19 protein-coding genes and 1 riboswitch are annotated in these 17,880 nt (G+C 64.5%); of the genes, 3 read left to right on the top strand and 16 right to left on the bottom strand.

Annotation, left to right across the window (positions count from 1 at the left end; all coding sequences use genetic code 11):
• Positions 1 to 33: 33 nt before the first annotated feature.
• The 16 genes from FQ668_RS07590 to FQ668_RS07515 form a co-directional block, all read right to left on the bottom strand.
• Positions 34 to 1,149: a glycoside hydrolase family 5 protein gene (locus FQ668_RS07590; RefSeq protein ID WP_019436762.1), complete on the bottom strand. Its 1,116-nt coding sequence runs from the start codon at positions 1,147 to 1,149 to the stop codon at positions 34 to 36.
• A gap of 226 nt (positions 1,150 to 1,375) precedes the next feature.
• Positions 1,376 to 2,098 carry an adenosylcobinamide-GDP ribazoletransferase gene (locus FQ668_RS07585; protein ID WP_019436761.1) on the bottom strand — a complete coding sequence of 241 codons (723 nt, stop codon included), beginning with the start codon at positions 2,096 to 2,098 and terminating at the stop codon, positions 1,376 to 1,378.
• Between the two features lies 1 nt (position 2,099).
• Positions 2,100 to 2,666, bottom strand: coding sequence for a histidine phosphatase family protein (locus FQ668_RS07580; protein WP_019436760.1), 567 nt, complete (start codon positions 2,664 to 2,666; stop codon positions 2,100 to 2,102).
• Positions 2,663 to 3,718, bottom strand: coding sequence for a nicotinate-nucleotide--dimethylbenzimidazole phosphoribosyltransferase (cobT, locus tag FQ668_RS07575; RefSeq protein ID WP_019436759.1), 1,056 nt, complete (start codon positions 3,716 to 3,718; stop codon positions 2,663 to 2,665). Before cobT ends, FQ668_RS07580 begins: the two co-directional genes overlap by 4 nt.
• Positions 3,715 to 4,236 (bottom strand): bifunctional adenosylcobinamide kinase/adenosylcobinamide-phosphate guanylyltransferase, encoded by a 522-nt coding sequence (gene cobU / locus FQ668_RS07570; protein WP_014592093.1) that lies wholly within the window; start codon positions 4,234 to 4,236, stop codon positions 3,715 to 3,717. The genes cobT and cobU overlap by 4 nt, the downstream gene beginning before the upstream one ends.
• A gap of 1 nt (position 4,237) precedes the next feature.
• The gene (locus tag FQ668_RS07565) at positions 4,238 to 5,692 is read right to left on the bottom strand and encodes a cobyric acid synthase (RefSeq protein WP_019436757.1); all 1,455 of its coding nucleotides are present in this window, start codon (positions 5,690 to 5,692) and stop codon (positions 4,238 to 4,240) included.
• A complete protein-coding gene (gene cobD / locus FQ668_RS07560; protein WP_019436756.1) occupies positions 5,689 to 6,684 on the bottom strand; it encodes a threonine-phosphate decarboxylase CobD in 996 nt (331 codons plus the stop codon). Before cobD ends, FQ668_RS07565 begins: the two co-directional genes overlap by 4 nt.
• Positions 6,677 to 7,585: an adenosylcobinamide-phosphate synthase CbiB gene (gene cbiB, locus FQ668_RS07555; RefSeq protein ID WP_019436755.1), complete on the bottom strand. Its 909-nt coding sequence runs from the start codon at positions 7,583 to 7,585 to the stop codon at positions 6,677 to 6,679. The genes cobD and cbiB overlap by 8 nt, the downstream gene beginning before the upstream one ends.
• Positions 7,582 to 8,232 (bottom strand): 5,6-dimethylbenzimidazole synthase, encoded by a 651-nt coding sequence (bluB, locus tag FQ668_RS07550; protein WP_019436754.1) that lies wholly within the window; start codon positions 8,230 to 8,232, stop codon positions 7,582 to 7,584. Before bluB ends, cbiB begins: the two co-directional genes overlap by 4 nt.
• On the bottom strand, positions 8,229 to 9,524 hold the full coding sequence (locus tag FQ668_RS07545) for a cobyrinate a,c-diamide synthase (RefSeq protein WP_010952727.1): 1,296 nt from the start codon (positions 9,522 to 9,524) through the stop codon (positions 8,229 to 8,231). The genes bluB and FQ668_RS07545 overlap by 4 nt, the downstream gene beginning before the upstream one ends.
• Positions 9,521 to 10,132, bottom strand: coding sequence for a cob(I)yrinic acid a,c-diamide adenosyltransferase (gene cobO, locus FQ668_RS07540; RefSeq protein WP_003252448.1), 612 nt, complete (start codon positions 10,130 to 10,132; stop codon positions 9,521 to 9,523). Before cobO ends, FQ668_RS07545 begins: the two co-directional genes overlap by 4 nt.
• Before the next feature lie 119 nt (positions 10,133 to 10,251).
• Positions 10,252 to 10,473: riboswitch (cobalamin riboswitch) on the bottom strand.
• Between the two features lie 122 nt (positions 10,474 to 10,595).
• Positions 10,596 to 11,129: a C40 family peptidase gene (locus FQ668_RS07535; RefSeq protein WP_014592098.1), complete on the bottom strand. Its 534-nt coding sequence runs from the start codon at positions 11,127 to 11,129 to the stop codon at positions 10,596 to 10,598.
• Between the two features lie 140 nt (positions 11,130 to 11,269).
• The gene (locus FQ668_RS07530; RefSeq protein ID WP_003252444.1) at positions 11,270 to 11,908 is read right to left on the bottom strand and encodes a C40 family peptidase; all 639 of its coding nucleotides are present in this window, start codon (positions 11,906 to 11,908) and stop codon (positions 11,270 to 11,272) included.
• Between the two features lie 127 nt (positions 11,909 to 12,035).
• Positions 12,036 to 12,743 carry a DnaA regulatory inactivator Hda gene (hda, locus tag FQ668_RS07525; protein WP_003252443.1) on the bottom strand — a complete coding sequence of 236 codons (708 nt, stop codon included), beginning with the start codon at positions 12,741 to 12,743 and terminating at the stop codon, positions 12,036 to 12,038.
• Positions 12,744 to 12,911: 168 nt separating this feature from the next.
• Positions 12,912 to 13,985: an AI-2E family transporter gene (locus FQ668_RS07520; RefSeq protein ID WP_019436753.1), complete on the bottom strand. Its 1,074-nt coding sequence runs from the start codon at positions 13,983 to 13,985 to the stop codon at positions 12,912 to 12,914.
• A 12-nt stretch (positions 13,986 to 13,997) separates the two neighbouring features.
• Complete coding sequence (locus FQ668_RS07515) at positions 13,998 to 15,065, bottom strand: DUF2066 domain-containing protein (protein ID WP_014592101.1); 1,068 nt, start codon at positions 15,063 to 15,065, stop codon at positions 13,998 to 14,000.
• 320 nt (positions 15,066 to 15,385) lie between these two features.
• Here FQ668_RS07515 and purM point away from each other — a divergent pair, with 320 nt between their 5' ends.
• Genes purM through FQ668_RS07500 form a run of 3 tightly spaced genes read left to right on the top strand, consistent with a single transcriptional unit; the run spans position 15,386 to position 17,816 of the window.
• On the top strand, positions 15,386 to 16,444 hold the full coding sequence (purM, locus tag FQ668_RS07510) for a phosphoribosylformylglycinamidine cyclo-ligase (protein ID WP_003252437.1): 1,059 nt from the start codon (positions 15,386 to 15,388) through the stop codon (positions 16,442 to 16,444).
• Complete coding sequence (purN, locus tag FQ668_RS07505) at positions 16,444 to 17,097, top strand: phosphoribosylglycinamide formyltransferase (RefSeq protein ID WP_019436751.1); 654 nt, start codon at positions 16,444 to 16,446, stop codon at positions 17,095 to 17,097. Before purM ends, purN begins: the two co-directional genes overlap by 1 nt.
• An 8-nt stretch (positions 17,098 to 17,105) precedes the next feature.
• On the top strand, positions 17,106 to 17,816 hold the full coding sequence (locus tag FQ668_RS07500; protein WP_010952720.1) for a DUF3108 domain-containing protein: 711 nt from the start codon (positions 17,106 to 17,108) through the stop codon (positions 17,814 to 17,816).
• Positions 17,817 to 17,880 lie beyond the last annotated feature (64 nt).

Genomic DNA, 17,880 nt, shown 5'->3' with positions numbered 1-17,880 from the left:
GTTGCAAGAAGTTTCACAAGGGATAGAGAAGCGTCAGTCCGGGTTCAAGCGCCTGCGGATCGGCTCGAACTCAACCGTGGCCTTGCGCACCAAGGGGTCTGGCGCGCCCTGCTCGACCGCTTGCCAGTAGCGCCACGGCACCTTCGCCGTACCCAGTTCGTAGTCCATGCCATCCCAGTTGTCTTCACGGAAGCTATAGAACGCCCAGTGCAACCGGTTACGATCAAGCACGACGAGCACATCTTCAAGGTACTGCCGACAACCCGGCAGCCTGCGCATGCAGCCAAACTCGCCCACCACCAGACGAGAAAGCGGTAGCCCCATGGCCTCGGCCCATGCCAGCGGCTGGCGCAAGTAGCCTTCAATTCGCTGCCCATCCCACAGCTGTGTCTGCCCGGCAAAAGATACGGGGCCTGGATAGGCGATGGGCTGTTTGCGCGCCATGTTCGGCGCACTGGTTGCGGCATAGGGCTCATACATGTGCACGCTGTACAGCACTCGCGGGTCTTCCAGCGGCGCCGGCCAGTAGCCGAACGCGTCTGCGCCTGCATACCAGCCGGCATCGACCATGATCGGCGTGTCAGCGTCTTCTTCGCGGATGGCCGCTATCAGTTGCCGGTACAGCAAGGGCAGATCGCGCGCACCGCCCTGCTCTTGCGCATACCACTGCTGCATCTGCCCGAGTTCGGCATGTTCAGCCAGGCCACCCTGTTTCTCCGGTGCGGGCTCATTGATCAGGTTGTAGGCCGCGATGGCCGGATGACTTTTCAGTTCGCGCGCCATATCTCGCCAGAACGCCGCAGCCTGGGACCAGTAGCGTTTGTCTTGCCACAGGCGATCATCGAACTGGCCCAGATTGTTTTGCGACCAGCGCATACCCGGTAGCGAGAGTGGCGCGATGACCACCTTGAGCCCCGCCTGGTGCGCCCGGTCGAGGGTGGCACGCAGCACAGCCAGGTCGGCGTCGGGCAGGCCTTCATAGGTATCGGCGCTGCCGAGGAGGAAATCACGTTTCACCGGTTGCCATTTGTCGTACGACAGCCGCACCCATGTGGCGCCGTACCCCCTCAGGGCATCGAAGTAGGCTTGATCGGGTGGCAGCCGGTTGAAGCTGTTGCCGCCGTGGCGTGGGGTGCCCCAGAACGCCATGAGATCTGCAGCAGTGGCTGGGAGGGTGGACAGGACCAATAGACTGGCAAAGATCCAGTGACGCACGGGAAGCTTACCTGGTTGCTTGGGGGAGGCTGAGGATACGCCGACATAGAAGATGCAGGCGCTACCGGACCGTTGCCGGAAGTTACTGCCGCCTCCACACCTATGGCGTGCTGCGAAAGCACCGCAAAGCAGCCGCTAAAGGGCCGTCCAGGTCAAGCGCTCAAAGCCCCAGGGCCAACCCGAGTACGACGGCCAATTCCAGCAGCTCCAGCAACGCACCGGCGGTATCACCGGTGGTCCCGCCCAGGCGCCGGCACATCAGATGCCGCAACCAGGCAAACACCGCCAGCGCCAGCAGCACGCTCCATCCGCCCAGGAAGAGGCAGAACAGCCCACAAACCAGCAATACCCACCCCGCTGCGCGCCGGGGCATATGTTCGGCCAACGCCTGGCCCAACCCGCCAGGTCGCACATAAGGTGTACAAAGGAACAGGCCCAACATCGCCGCCCGCCCGATCAACGGCGCCAGCAGCAATTGCGCCCCGATGCCCTGCCCGATCAGCACCCACAATGCGCAAAACTTCAGCAACAACACCAGGACCAGGGTAACCACGGCAATCGGCCCACTGCGCGGGTCTTTCATGATCCGCAAGGTGCGCTCACGGTCGCCGAAACCACCTAGCCAGGCGTCGGCACTGTCCGCCAGGCCATCCAGGTGCAAGGCACCACTGAGCAATACCCACAACGTCAGCAGCAAAGCCGCATGCAGCGGCGACGGCGTACCCTGTAGCAGATGACTGGCCAACCACAGCAGCAAGCCGAACAGCAGCCCGACCAGCGGGTAGTACAGCAGCGAACGCCCTACCTCACGCGGTGCCGGCATGCCCGGCAGGCTCACCGGCAGGCTGCTGAGAAACTGCAGGGCGATCCAGAACGGCAACATCTCAGGGCGCCTCGACCAGTTGCCCATCGCCACCCGGCACCATCCGCATCAACGCGCCATGGCCAACCTCGACCTGCAGCAACTGCTCCCTGGGCAAGCCACGGGCACGGGCCAGTAATAGCCGCATCACGCCACCATGGGTGACCAGCAGCACGCGCTTGCCGGCATGCTGAAGGCGCAAACGCTCGACAGCCGCCAGCACCCGTTCGGCAAACGCCTCGACCGGCTCGCCATTGGGCGGTGTGAAGGCGTAAGGGTCGGCCCAGAAACGGCCCAGTGCATCGGCCTGGTGCTCCATGATCTGCGCGGCACTTTGGCCCTCCCAATCACCGAAGTGCAGTTCCTGCAGGGCGGGCTCACGCTGTACTGGCAGGTTCAACTGCTCACCCAGCTCATCGGCGAAACGCCCACAGCGTTGCAGCGGCGAGCTGACCAGCACCTGCCATGGGCCGCCGTCGGCCACCGCGCGGCGCATCTGTGCCCAGCCCTTGTCGGTCAAGGCATCATCAAGGCTGCCACGCAGGCCGCCCTGTTCCGTTTCACCATGGCGCAGCAAGTCGAGGATCATGCCGGGCGGTCCGCCACCGCGGCCTCGGCGAAGGTCGCCATCTGCCCATGCAGTGCACAGGCCAGGCGCAACAGCGGCACTGCCAGGGCAGCGCCACTGCCCTCACCCAGGCGCAAGCCCAAGGCCAGCAAGGGCTCGGCCTGCAGCGCAGCAAGCAAGGCCTTGTGCCCGGGCTCAGCGCCCTGATGAGCGAACAACAGCCAGGCCCGACACTGCGGGTTGAGGCGCACTGCCACGAGCGCAGCGACACTGCAGATAAAGCCATCCACCAGCACCGCGACACCCGCCTGCGCACAACCTATGTAGGCACCGACCAACGCCGCGATCTCGAAACCGCCAACACATGCCAGTGCCTGCAACGGGTCTTCAGCACGCAGGCCATGCAAGCGCAGCGCCCTCTCGATGACTTCAGCCTTGTGCTGCACCCCGGCGTTGTCCAGGCCGGTGCCAGGGCCGCTCAGCTCCGACGCCGGACATCCCAGCAGAACACTGGCCAAGGCTGCGGCGGCTGTGGTGTTACCAATGCCCATCTCGCCACCGATGAACAGATGTGCGCCCTGTTCGGCGCCGCGCCGGGCACTGTCGCGACCGGCCTGCAAGGCCGCTTGCAGCTGGTTTTCGGTCATTGCGGGTTGACGGGCAAAGTTGGCAGTACCGGTGCCCAGGCGCAGATGGCGCACGCCGGGCAGTTCCAGCTGCGCGTCAATGGTGCCCAGGTCGACCACGTCCAGGCTGGCCTGCAGTTGCCGCGCCAGCACACTGATCGCCGCGCCCCCGCCGACGAAGTTACATAGCATCTGCCCGGTTACCGCCTGCGGATAGGCCGAGATGCCCTCTTCGACCACACCGTGGTCGCCGGCAAAAATGGTGATGGCGACCTGATCCAGCGTGGGTCGTTCAAGCCCCTGCAGGCCAGCCAGCTGAATCGCCAGCTCTTCAAGTTGGCCAAGCGAGCCAGCAGGTTTGGTCAGTTGCTGCTGCCGGCCGCGAGCCTGGGCCATGGCGGCGTTGTCGAGGGGTTGGCAGGCGTCACGCCACCAGGCTTGGGTCATAGTGCAGGTCCTTTGAGGATTAGGGGCAGGCCGGCCACGGTCAGCACGACACGCTGACAGCGTTCGGCCACGGCCTGGTGCAGCCAGCCGGCCAGGTCGACATAGCGCCGGGTCAGCTCGCCCATGGGCACGACGCCCAGACCGGTTTCGTTACTGACCAGGATAAGGGTGCCAGGTAACTGTTCCAGGCATGCCAGCAGGGCATCACGCTCCTCGGCCAGACGCTGGTCATCTTCCAGCATCAACAAATTGGTCAGCCACAGGGTCAGGCAATCCACCAGCAGGCAGCGCCCTTCGGCCGCTTCGGCGCGCAATACCGCGGCCAGGGCCAAGGGCTCTTCGATCAACCCCCAGTCATCCGGCCGGCGCTGACGATGCAGCAACACGCGTTGGTTCATTTCGCCATCCAGCGGCTGGCTGGTGGCGATGTAGGTCACCGGCAAGCCGTTGGCGCTGGCCAGTTGTTCGGCCAGGCGGCTTTTGCCAGACCGGGCGCCGCCGAGAATCAGGTTACGCATGTCAGGCCACCCCACACAGTTGGCGCAACTGCGCGGTGTCCAGGTGCTTCTCCACCAGATCGGCCAGGCGCTCGATGTCGTGTTCGCGCAACGCTTCGTAGTCGATAACCTGCACATCCTCCAGCCCGGCCCAGCGCAATAGCGCGGCACACGACTGGCTGCCTTCGAACAGGCCATGCAGGTACGTGGCGAGGATCTGGCCATCGGCACTGACAGCACCATCATGGCGGCCATCAGCCAGTTGGACCGCGGGTTGCGCCAGCGCAGGCCCCGTCGTAACGCCAGCATGAATTTCATAACCGGTTACCGTTGCCGCTTCAAGGCTCAGCGTGCCGGCCACATTGCGCAGTTGCTTCTCGGCTTCGAGCACCGTGGCATAGTCGAGCAGACCGAGCCCCTGGCTCGAGCCCCCGGCCCCCTCCAGCCCCAGCGGGTCATGCACTTCCCGCCCCAGCATCTGCAGGCCACCGCAGATACCGATCAGCTTGCCGCCATAGCGCAGGTGCCGCTCGATGGCCTTGTCCCAACCGCGCTCGCGCAGTTGTGCCAAGTCGCCCCGCACGCTCTTGGAGCCCGGCAAGATGATGAGGTCGGCAGCCGGAATCGGCTGGCCAGGGCCGATGAACTGCAAGTCCACCTGCGGGTGCAGGCGCAACGGGTCGAAATCGGTGTGGTTGCTGATACGCGGCAGCACTGGCACGATCACTTTGAGCACACGCGCGTGCTTGACGCCTTGGCGCACATCGATACCGTCTTCGGCTTCAAGGTGCAGGTCGGTAACGTAAGGCAGGACGCCCAGTACCGGTTTGCCGGTGCGTTGTTCCAGCCAGTCCAGCCCTGGCTGCAGCAGGGCAATGTCGCCACGGAAGCGGTTGATGACAAAACCTTTGACCCGCGCCTGTTCAGTGGTCGACAGCAATTCCAGCGTGCCCACCAGATGGGCGAACACACCACCGCGGTTGATGTCGGCCACCAGGATCACCGGGCAGTCCACCGCTTCGGCAAAGCCCATGTTGGCGATATCGCCGGCACGCAGGTTGATCTCTGCCGGCGACCCCGCACCCTCGACCATGACCACCGGGTACGCGGCACTCAGGCGTTGGTGAGACGCCAGCACCGCTTGCATGGCAGTGGTTTTATAGTCGTGGTAGGCCACTGCATTCATGCTGGTGACCGCCCGACCGTGGATGATGACCTGGGCGCCGGTGTCGCTGTTGGGCTTGAGCAGCACCGGGTTCATGTCGGTGTGCGGTTGTAGCCGGCAGGCCTGGGCCTGCACCGCCTGGGCACGACCGATTTCACCGCCATCAGCCGTCACCGCGCTGTTCAGCGCCATGTTCTGTGGCTTGAATGGCACCACAGCGACGCCCTGGCGCAACAGCCAGCGGCACAATGCGGTCACCAGTGTGCTCTTGCCTGCGTCGGAGGTGGTGCCTTGCACCATGAGGGTCGTCATGCCGCCGTTTCCTTCTGATAAGCCGCCAGGGCCTGGGCCAGGCGCTGTTCGTCCGCCGCGCAGGCAGGCAACCCCAGGCGCACGGCCGCTGGCTGTTCGAACAGCCTTACAAGGATGCCGCGCCGGGCGAGAAATTCATGCAGCCGCGCTGCATGTTCGCTTCGCACGTACTGGAACAGGTCGCAGCCACCACTGGGCGCCAGGCCGGCACTGCGCAACACGTGCGCAAGCCGCTGGCCGGCAGCAGCACAGCGTTCGGCCTGCGCGCGCTGGGCAGTTAGATCGGTCAGGCTGGCCTGGGCCAGCACCCGGGTCGGGCCGTTGACGGTCCAGGGGCCGAGCAGCTCGGCCAGGCGCAGCAGCAAGCTGTGTTCGGCGGCAACGAAGCCCAGGCGCACGCCGGCCAAGCCGAAGAACTTGCCAAACGAGCGCAGCACGATCAGCCCCGAGCGTTCGGCGCAGTCCACCACGCTGTCCGCCGGGGTGTTGTCCATGAATGCTTCGTCGACCAGCAGCCAGCCACCGCGCGCAGCCAGGCGAGCATGCCAAGCCAGCAGGCGTTCGCGCGACACCCGTTGGCCGGTCGGGTTGTTGGGGTTCACCAGCACCAGCACATCGAGGCCGTCGAGCGCAGCTTCGACTTGCGCCTCATCCAGCGCCAGCAGTTGGTGCCCCGCCCGTTGCCAGGCATAAGGGTGTTCGGCATAGCACGGCGTCAGCACGCCTACCCGGGCGGTTGTGCGCAGCAGCGGCAAGGCCTGGATAGCGGCCTGGGAGCCGGCTACCGGCAGCAACTGGCGGGCGCCGTAATACGCGCGCGCGGCGTCCTCCAGGCCGTCCTCGGTTTCCGGCAGGCGGGCCCAGGCGTCGACGGGAATCGGCGGGACAGGAAATGGCCAGGGCGCAATGCCGCTGGACAGGTCGAGCCACTGCTCACGGGGGATACCGTATTGCTGCACCGCGCGTAACAGGCGGCCACCATGTTCAAGCATTGATATAGGCCCCCAGGCAAATCATCAGCAGCCACAGCCACACGCCGCGCTGCACCAGCTGCCAGCCGCGCTCGATGGCATCGGCATCGGCCACTGGCCCCTCGCCCAGACGCGGCCGCTCATGCAGTTCGCCGTGGTACACCGCAGGGCCACCAAGCGTCACGCCCAACGCACCAGCGCCGGCAGCCATCACCGGCCCGGCGTTGGGGCTGTCCCACAGCGGGCCCTGTTTGCGCCAGCAGGTCAGGGCCAGACGGGTCTTGCCCAACAGTGCATAAGTCAGGGCCACCAGCCTTGCAGGTATATAGTTGAGCACATCGTCGATGCGCGCCGCACACCAGCCAAAACGCTCGAAACGTTCGTTACGGTAGCCCCACATGGCATCCAGCGTGTTGCTCAGGCGGTACAGCACCACACCGGGCGCACCGGCCACCACAAACCAGAACAACGCGGCGAACACTGCATCGCTGCCGTTCTCCAGCACCGACTCGGTCGCCGCTCGGGCCACTGCTGGCTCGTCCAGTTCGCGCGTTTCGCGGCTGACCAGGTAGCCAACGCGGTGCCGTGCCTCCGCCAGGTCGCCCTGGCGCAAGGCGTTGGCCACCGGCAGCACATGCTCGCCCAGGCTGCGCAGCCCCACGGCGCAGTAAAGCGCCAGCACGTCAACCAGCCAGCCAATATACGGCAGCCACGAAAGGACCAGCGCCACCAGAGTAAGCGGCACCACCGCCAGAAACCACGCGCTCACGCCGTGGCTGCGCCAGCCGCGCCCGCCCGCATTCAGGCGGCGCTCCAGGTTGCCGGCCATGTTGCCGAACGCCACCAAGGGGTGGCGGCGCTGTGGTTCGCCCAGCAAAGCGTCCAGGGCCACCCCGGCCACGGTCAGCAAGGCCACGCTCATTGACGCTCTCCCCATTGGTTTTCGTAAAGCATTTCACTCAGGGGCCGCTCTTCGGCCCAGCTTTCCTGCACCAACATCGGCACCGGATAGAACTCGGCGACCGGCCCAAGGCACAATACCGCCACCGGTTTGGCCCCGGCGGGCATGCCCAGCAGCGCGGCCAGCGCCTGCGGGTCGAACAGCGACACCCAGCCCATGCCCAGCCCTTCGCCACGCGCGGCCAGCCACAGGTTCTGGATGGCACAAGCCAGCGAGGCCAGGTCCATCTCCGGCAGGGTGCGGCGGCCGAAGATGTGTGGCTCGCGGTTGTCCATCAAGGCCGCCACCAGCAGCTCGGCACAATCGTTTATGCCCTCCACCTTCAACTTCATGAAGGCATCGGATCGCTCGCCCAACGCCTCGGCCGTGCGTACCCGCTCCGCCTCCACCAAGGCCTGGATGCGCCCGCGCAGGTCACGCTGGGTGATGCGGATAAATCGCCACGGCTGCATAAGCCCGACACTGGGTGCCTGATGCGCGGCGGCCAGCAAGCGGCCAAGCAGTTCGGGTGCCACCTGGCCACCCGCAAAATGGCGCATGTCGCGGCGCTCGCCGATGGCCCGGTAAATGGCGGCGCGCTCGGCGTTGCTATAGGCGTGATCATTCATGGTCGCAACAGCGCCGCCGCCGCATCCGGGCAGGAAGGGAAATAGAAGTGCACGTAAGAGGCCGTCAGCCGGCCCAGACGATAAACCGCCTCGTTGCCACGCCCGCCGTTGGGGCTCAGACCCCGGGCAATCGGTTCCAGCGCAGTGCTGGTCAGCGAATGGTGATAGGTGTGACCGCGCAAGGTCCCCTCCGGCAGTTCCACCGCCTGCAGCGCCAGGGCAGCCAGGCGCTTCTGCATGGTGGCCTCCCCCGGCAGCAGGCCGAGCAGTTCGGCACGTTCACCGGCCACGTCAGTCAGGGCATCGAGCAGGTACAGCATGCCGCCGCACTCGGCCAGCAATGGCTTGCCCTGCGCGTGGTGGGCGCGGATCGCCTCGCACATCGGTGCGTTGGCGGCCAGCGCATGGTGATGCAGCTCAGGATAACCACCCGGCAGATACAGGCTGTCTACCGCCGGCAGTTCGTGGTCGTGCAGGGGCGAGAAGAACACCAGCTGAGCACCCAGGTTGCGCAACAGGTCGAGGTTAGCGCCATAGATGAAGGCGAACGCCTCGTCCCGCGCCACGCCAATGCGCACCCCGGCCAGCGAGGCAACGCAGGCTTGCGGTTCCGGCTCGGCAAAACTTACTGGCGGCGGCAACGCCGCATCGCAACTGGCGCCCAGCGCTTCGGCGGCAGCGTCCAGGCGGGTGTCCAGGTCATTCAGCTCGCTGGCCTGCACCAGGCCCAGGTGGCGGCTGGGCAGCTCGATGCCGCGCTCGCGGGACAAGCCGCCATACCAGCGCAAGCCCTCGGTCAGGCTGCCTTCAAGCAGTTGCGCATGACGCAGGCTGCCTACCCGATTGGCCAGCACGCCGGCGAACGGCAGATCGGCCTGGTACCGCGCCAGGCCCAGGGCCAGGGCGCCGAAGGTCTGGGCCATGGCTGTGCCGTCGATCACCGCCAGCACCGGCACGCCAAAGTGGCGCGCCAGGTCGGCGCTTGACGGGGTGCCGTCGAACAGCCCCATCACCCCTTCGATGAGGATCAGGTCAGCCTCGCCAGCAGCTTCCCACAGCAGACGACGGCTTTCCTCGGCACCGATCATCCACAGATCCAGCTGATACACCGGCGCGCCACTGGCCCGTTCGAGAATCATCGGGTCAAGAAAGTCGGGCCCGCATTTGAACACCCGCACCTTGCGCCCGAGGTTGCGGTGCAGGCGGGCCAGCGCAGCAGTGACGGTAGTCTTGCCCTGGCCAGAGGCCGGCGCCGCGATCAACACGGCGGGGCAGTGCCGCGATCGACTCACAGTTCGACGCCTTTCTGTGCGCGGATACCGGCCTGGAAGGCGTGCTTGAGCATGCCCATTTCGGTCACGGTGTCGGCCAGTTCGATCATCTCGGGCTTCGCAGCGCGGCCAGTGACAATCACATGCTGCATGGGCGGGCGGGCCTGAATGTCGGACAGTACCTGGTCCAGATCGAGGTAACCATGTTTGAGGGCGATGTTGAGCTCGTCCAGCACCACGAACTGTACACCCGGGTCCTGCAGCAGCTGGCGCGACACCGCCCAGGCGGCTTGCGCAGCAGCGATGTCACGCTGGCGGTCCTGGGTTTCCCAGGTAAAGCCCTCGCCCATCACGTGGTAGCGCACCTGTTCGGGGAAGCGACGGAAGAACAGCTCCTCACCGGTGCTGTTGCGGCCTTTGATGAACTGCACCACACCGCATTGCATGCCGTGGCCCAAGGCGCGCGCGAGCATGCCGAAGGCCGAACTGCTCTTGCCCTTGCCATTGCCGGTCAGCACCAGCAGCAGGCCACATTCGTTAGGGGAATTGGCGATGCGTTCGTCGATGACCGCCTTCTTGCGCTGCATGCGCGCCAGGTGGCGTTCGTCGCGTTCGGTGGAATCGCTCATCAGGGTTCTCCGCTGGCTGGCACCACGGCAATGCGCGGCGACAGGTAATAGGCAGGCAAACGGAGAACGCGCAGAGGCCATGGCTGGGCGCCACGGTGCACCGCGCATCACCCTCCGTGATGCCGTTGGCAGTATCAGGCCGGTCTCCGGGCTTGTGAGTGGGCCTTGGCCCTGGCCTGCGCGCCTTCCCGGATGCTGGCATCCAGTGGCCCTGCGCGGCCTTTTACTCATCCACCGTTGCGGGGGCAGCGCCGGAATCGCGCCATGCTGGCGCCCACCGGCTTCCCAGTTTCACCCTGCCCAGTCGGGGCTGGCAGGGCACCTGAAACACGCCGCGAAGGTTAGAGGGTTGCACCGGGAGCGTCAATCGAAGCGGGTGGTCTGGCAGGTGAGCAAAACACCTTGAATCCAGGCAGCCGGTATCGGCCCCGAGCTCGAGGGGGCCGCTAAACAGGCATGGATATCAAGGGTTCTGTGCCAGATGCCCTTGCGGAATCACCCGCTTGGCCTGCAGGTAGGCCTTGGCCCAGTAGCTGTTTGACAGGTAGTCCAAGCGTACGGTGCCACCGGTGGAAGGTGCATGCACGAAGCGCCCGTCCCCGACATAGATGCCGGCATGGCTGACCTGCGAGCCCCCACTGGTGGCGAAGAACACCAGGTCACCAGACTGCAGCGAACTGACATCCACCGTCGGTGCGCGCATGACAATCATCTCTCGCGTCGAGCGCGGCAGGCTGATGCCAGCAGCATCACGGTACACATACTTGATCAGACCGCTGCAGTCGAAGCCGGAGTCCGGCGTATTGCCGCCCCAACGATAGGGCGTGCCAACCAGACCAATGGCGCGGATCAACACGTCATCGGCAATCGGTGAAGGACTGGGCTGGCTATAGGTAACCTGCGGCTGTACCACAGGGGCCGGCGCAGGCGCACGGCTGGAGCATGCAGCCAGCAAGGCTGCCAAGGAGAGAAATGCGAAGCGCGCCATCTTTACCATGGCCAGAACATCCTGTCTGAGACCGCTGCGCTGCAGCCGAAAAGAGTTGAGAATTTAGATTAGACGCTTTCTGTAAATGCGCACGGCGGTGTGCTTTTTTTCAAAGCATCACCGCCGCGGCAGGGTACATCATTTTGATATCAGTTGCGCGCGATGTTGGTCGGCGCCATGGCCAAGGCTCGCTTGGCTTCAATGAAGGTCTTGCTCCAGTAACGATCACCGAGGCTGTCGATGCGCACACCACCACTGCGGCGGCTGCTGGAGTGGATGAACTGGTTGTCACCCAGGTAGATGCCGGCATGGCTTACCCGGCCGCGGCCATTGGTGCTGAAGAACAGCAAGTCACCTGGCTTGAGCTTGTTGCGGGCCACTTTCGGCGCATCGACGTTGATCATTTCACGCGTGGAGCGCGGCAGCGTCATGCCCGCTTCTTCGCGGAACAGGTAACCAATGAAGCCACTGCAGTCGAAGCCGGACTTTTCCGAGGTACCACCGAAGCGGTAGCGGGTGCCGATCAACGACATGCCGCGCTCGAGAATGCTGTCAGCCAGAACCGGCAATTGGTAAGGCTTGCTGCCGGAGAAAGACGCCAGGTCATCTTCGGTGGCCAGCTCTTCCGGCTCGCCGAATACCGACGAGGAAGAGGCTTTGGCGTTGATTGCCGATTGTGCAGTGATCGGGGTGTGATCCTGAGGCTGAGATACCGGGCCTTGGGCCGCGCAGCCAAAAAGCAGGGTCACGAGTGCGAGTGGCACGAGGGGTGCGAAGCGCTTCAGCATGGGCACGACCGTGTCTGTAATCCTTTAGAAGGGTGAAACTATGCGCTCTATCATGGCCATTTGCAAATTTTATCGAAAAAGATGTGACTTTTTTGTTTTACCGCTCTGGCCCAGGGTTTTCAGGGGGTTACCAGCCGAGGGTTTCCTTGAGAAACGGAATGGTTAGCTTGCGTTGTGCCTGCAGCGACGCCTGATCGAGGCGCTCGAGCAAGTCGAACAATGCGCTCATGCTCCGCGCGCCGCGGGTGAGGATGAAATGGCCGACCTCGTCGGTCAGGTGCAGGCCACGGCGCGAAGCTCGCAGCTGCAAGGCGCGCAGCTTGTCTTCGTCGGACAGGCCGCGCATCTGGAACACCAGGGCCAGGGTCAACCGCGACTTCAGGTCCGGCAGCTTGATCGGCAGCTCACGCGGTGATGCCGAGGCAGCCAGCAGCAAGCGTCGGCCACTGTCGCGCAGGCGGTTGAACAGGTGGAACATGGCCTCTTCCCAATCCGCCTTGCCGGCGATCACATGCAGATCGTCGATGCACACCAGTTCGTACTGGGCCAGGTAGTCGAGCAGTTCTACGCCACGGTCGAGCAATTGCGCCAGCGGCAGGTAGACAGCGGGCTCGCCACGTTGCTGGAAGCGATGGGTGGCGGCCTGCAGCAGGTGGGAACGGCCAACACCCTGCTTGCCCCACAGGTAGATAAGGCTCTCGGTCCAGCCGGCGTCGGCTTCGCATAGCCGCTCGACGTAACCCAATGCCGCAGCATTGGCGCCCGGATAGTAGTTGATGAAGGTGGCGTCATCGCGCAGGCGCACACCCAGGGGCAACTGGATCGGTGGTTTCATGCTCGCGGGCGGTCGACGGGACCGCTGGGGGCCTTTGGTGAACAATCTGCAAAGTCTATACCCGCAACGCGGGGCGCACAATCTCGACTGCAGATAGGGCAAGCAAAATCAACAAGTTGCGCTGCACAAGCGAGCGGCGGATGCAGGACAAACCACGCTCGGGGGCGTTCAAAGCTCCGGGTCGATATTCCCGGCGTACATATCCGACTCCTTGTACAGGTCATGCACATGCCGCAGCAGCACCATGATCACCGCCGCCACCGGCAGCGCCAGCAGCACACCGGTGAAGCCGAACAGTTCCCCCCCGGCGAGGATGGCAAAGATCACCGCAACAGGGTGCAGGCCGATGCGATCGCCCACCAGCAGAGGAGTCAGCACCATACCCTCCATCGCCTGCCCGACCATGAACACCGCAACGATGCCAAGCATCGGGTACAGGTCGCCACCGAACTGGAACAGGCCGGCCACCAGCGCGGCACCGATGCCAATGATGAAGCCCATGTACGGCACGATGGCCGCAAGGCCTGCAAGCATGCCGATCAGCAGACCGAGTTCGAGCCCCACCAGCATCAGGCCGGCTGAATAGATGACGCCCAGGGCCAGCATCACCATCAGTTGCCCGCGCACGAATGCCCCCAGCACTTCATGGCACTCACCTGCCAGGCCCATCACTTGCGGCTCGCGCTGGCGCGGCAGCAGGCCGCGCAGCTTGCCCATCATCAAGTCCCAATCGCGCAGCAGATAGAAGCCCACTACCGGGATCAGCACCATATTGGCCAACCAGCCCACCAACGCCAGGCTTGAGGCAGTGGCCTGGGACAGCAGCATGCCGACGATATCGGTGGTCTGCCCCATGTGCGCGCCGATGGCTGCCTTGATCTTGTCGAACTTCCAGAAACCATCGGCCAGGCCAAGGCGGCCCTGTACCCACGGCAGCGCGACATGCTCCAGCCAGTCGAGCATCTGCGGCGCCAACTCGTACAGGCGCACCAACTGCTTGGCCAGCATCGGCACAAGCACGAGCAACAACGCCAACAGCAACAGGGTGAACAGGCCGAACACCACCACCACACCCCAGGTACGCGAAAGCCCCAGGCGCTCGAGACGATCGACCAGCGGGTCGGCCAGGTAGGCCAGCATGATGCCGACCAGAAACGGCGTAAGAATATTGTGCAGGCTATAAAGCAGCACAGCGATCAGCAGTGCAGCGCCCAGCCAGATCCAGCGACGCATGTCAGTCACGGTAAGCGCCCCTTACCAGCGAAAACGCAAGCCGTCGAACGGCTTGGGTGCTGGCTGCGCAGGCGCGGGCTGCCCGGCAGCGGCGTCCACTGCCGGTGCTGGCATGGCCGGCACCGGCGGTGCCTGTTCGACCGGCACTTCCTGCAGCTTGGCCAGGCCAAGCTGGGCACGTAGCTGTTCACGATTGCCCGTAACCCCGTAGGTCAGGGTAGTGCCTTCAGCCGCCTGCAAGCGTGGGCCATAGGGCTCCAGCACGCGGGCCAGCTCGGCATAGCGCTGCAGGTTCATGCCCTGCACTTGCACCTGCAACTGGCTGCTGGCTCCCGGCCGGGTAACGTAGCGCGGCGCCAGGCGGCTGCTTACCGCCATCATCACCGCGTCAGCCAAGGCGGCCTGGTCGGCGCCCTCGGCAGTGCCCTGCTCACGCTGGTCGCCCAGCCACAGCTGCCACTTGCCCCGCCACTTGCCGTCGGCTTCCTGGGCATGTACCGCCAGCAAAGCATCGGCGCCGTAGCGCTCGGAAGCGTCGCGCAGCGGCGCCGGATCGTTGCCTTCGATCTGCTTGGCATTGGCGACCAGTTGCTCCTGCAAGTCGGCCAGCGGCAAGCGCAACGGCAGACCACGGTGCTGGGCGGCGCGGCGCAGGGGTTGGGCACTGGCCTGGCCATCACCGACCAGGTTGCTGCCCTCAACGGTGTCGTTCAACCACCACCCCAGTATCGAGGGCCGGTTACTGCCCCACAGCGCCAGGCCAGCCTTGCGCAAAGCCCGCTCGGTGCTACCTGGGTCGAACTCGACCACTACCGACTCGGGCGGGCCGGCTTCGCTGCCTACCTGGTTGATGATTTGCTGTGGGTCCTTGCGCAGCTCGGCCAATGCAGGGCTCTGCACGGCCTTAGGGTCACCGGTCAAACGCTGCACCAACGTGTCCAGGGCTTTGACTGTGGCTGCTGTACGGGCTTCGGCGCCCGGCCCGGTGACCGGTTCGCGCACCTGATAAAGGCCGGGGACATTTTCAGCCAGGGCAGTGGCCGAGATCAGGGCCAGGCAACCGGCTGCCAGAATATTGAACAAACGCATGGAGGATTCCTGTCCAGTCGAGCTTCAAGCCTTAAGCTTGAAGCTGCAAGAAAAAGCAGGCCGAGTGCCAGGCTGCATTGTCGTGCAGCGTGAAGCTCGTAGCTTGCAGCTTATACACATGCAACCGCATCAACCACCCTCCAGCTTTTTTCAACAATTACCGCCCTGCCCGTCGGCCTGAGGATGGCCGCTGCCCGGCAACCCTGATAAAATCGCGCGCCTTCACAGACCACTGACGTTTCAGACCGCCGCCGCTTATCAGCCGGCCTTGGCCGTCATGGTCGTTTTTAAGAATCCCTCCCTCCTAAAGGCCTGGATCAATGAGCAAGCAACCCTCCCTGAGCTACAAGGACGCCGGTGTAGACATCGACGCCGGCGAAGCACTGGTCGAACGCATCAAGGGCGTGGCAAAACGCACCGCACGCCCTGAAGTCATGGGTGGCCTGGGCGGCTTCGGCGCCCTCTGCGAGATCCCGGCCGGCTACAAGCAGCCGGTGCTGGTCTCCGGCACCGACGGCGTCGGCACCAAGCTGCGCCTGGCGCTGAACCTGAACAAGCACGACAGCATCGGCCAGGACCTGGTCGCCATGTGCGTCAACGACCTGGTCGTGTGCGGCGCCGAGCCGCTGTTTTTCCTCGACTACTACGCCACTGGCAAGCTGAACGTTGACGTGGCTGCCACTGTGGTCACCGGCATCGGCGCCGGTTGCGAACTGGCCGGCTGCTCGCTGGTCGGTGGTGAAACCGCCGAAATGCCTGGCATGTACGAAGGCGAAGACTACGACCTGGCCGGCTTCTGCGTAGGCGTGGTGGAAAAGGCCGAAATCATCGACGGCTCCAAGGTTGCCACCGGTGACGCGCTGATCGCCCTGCCGTCCTCGGGCCCGCACTCCAACGGCTACTCGCTGATCCGCAAGATCCTCGAAGTGTCGGCTACCGACATCGAGAACACCCAGCTGGACGGCAAGCCGCTGACCGACCTGCTGATGGCGCCGACCCGCATCTACGTCAAACCGCTGCTGCAGTTGATCAAGAACACCGGCGCAGTCAAGGCCATGGCCCACATCACCGGCGGCGGCCTGCTGGACAACATCCCGCGCGTACTGCCGAAAAACGCCCAGGCCGTGGTTGACGTGGCCAGCTGGCAGCGCCCGGCGGTGTTCGACTTCCTGCAGGAAAAGGGCAACGTCGACGAGCACGAAATGCACCGCGTACTGAACTGCGGCGTGGGCATGGTCATCTGCGTGGCCCAGGACCAGGTCGAAGCCGCCCTGAACGAACTGCGCGCCGCCGGTGAGCAACCGTGGGTAATCGGCCATATCGCCGAAGCCGCCGAAGGCGCTGCCCAGGTCGAGCTGCAGAACCTCAAGGCACACTGATGCCGAGCAAGACCTGCAATGTAGTGGTACTGCTGTCGGGCTCCGGCAGCAACCTGCAAGCCCTGATCGACAGTTGCCAAGGGCAGGACAGCCCGGTGCGTATCCGCGCGGTGGTTTCCAACCGCGCCGATGCCTACGGCCTGCAACGCGCCGCAGCGGCCGGCATCGACAGCGTCGTGCTCGACCACACCCAGTTCGACGGCCGTGAAGCCTTCGATACCGCGCTGATGGCGCGCATCGACGGCTTTGCCCCGGACCTGGTCGTGCTGGCCGGTTTCATGCGCATCCTCAGTGGCGACTTCGTGCGCCACTTTCAGGGCCGCCTGCTCAACATCCACCCGTCGCTGCTGCCCAAGTACAAGGGCCTGCATACGCATCGCCGGGCATTGGAAGCTGGCGACGCCGAGCATGGCTGCAGCGTACACTTCGTGACTGAGGAACTCGATGGCGGCCCACTGGTCGTACAGGCTGTGGTACCGGTGGCGTCTGATGACACCGTCGAAAGCCTGGCACAGCGGGTACACCATCAGGAACACCTGATCTACCCACTGGCGGTGCGCTGGTTCGCTGAAGGGCGCTTGCGTCTTGGCGAACAGGGTGCATTACTGGACGGCCAGCCACTGGCGGCCAGCGGTCACTTGATTCGATCCTAGGAGAATTTATGCGTCGCGCCCTGCTCTTGGCTCTCGCCGTGCTCGCCCTGCCCCTCCAGGCAGCTGATCTGAAGCCGTTCTCGGCAAGCTACACCGCCGACTGGAAGCAGCTGCCCATGAGCGGCACCGCCGAGCGCAGCCTGGTCAAAAATGCCAACGGCACCTGGGACCTTAACTTCAAGGCTTCCATGATGATCGCCAGCCTGACCGAGCAAAGCACCCTGCGCCTGGAAAACGACACCCTGCTGCCGCAGAAGTATCACTTCGAGCGCGGCGGCCTGGGCAAGGCCAAGAAGGTCGACCTGGACTTCGACTGGAGCACCAAGAAGATCACCGGCAGCGACCGTGGCGATGCCGTCAGCCTGCCACTGAACCGCGGTGTACTGGACAAGTCCTCCTACCAGTTGGCCCTGCAGCACGACGTGGCCGCAGGCAAGAAGAGCATGACCTACCAGGTGGTGGACGGCGACGAGATCGACACCTACGACTTCCGCGTGCTGGGCACCGAAAAGGTCACCACCAAGACCGGCCAGGTCGATGCCGTGAAGGTCGAGCGCGTGCGCGATCCCAGCCAGAGCAAGCGCATCACCGAGCTGTGGTTTGCCAAGAACTGGGACTACCTGCTGGTGCAACTGCGCCAGGTAGAGACCGATGGCAAGGAGTACGTGATCGTGCTGCAGGATGGCACGGTCGATGGCAAGCCGGTGAAGGGCAACTGATCGCGCACCGCCTGCAACACCCGAAGCCCCGCCCTGTGCGGGGCTTTTCTTTGTTGCGAAGAAG

This window comes from Pseudomonas sp. Kh14 (genome assembly GCF_900291005.1).
In the GTDB taxonomy this organism is placed as follows: domain Bacteria; phylum Pseudomonadota; class Gammaproteobacteria; order Pseudomonadales; family Pseudomonadaceae; genus Aquipseudomonas; species Aquipseudomonas alloputida.
The sequence above is the reverse complement of the archived record's forward strand: the minus strand, read 5'-3'. Positions and strand labels throughout refer to the sequence as shown.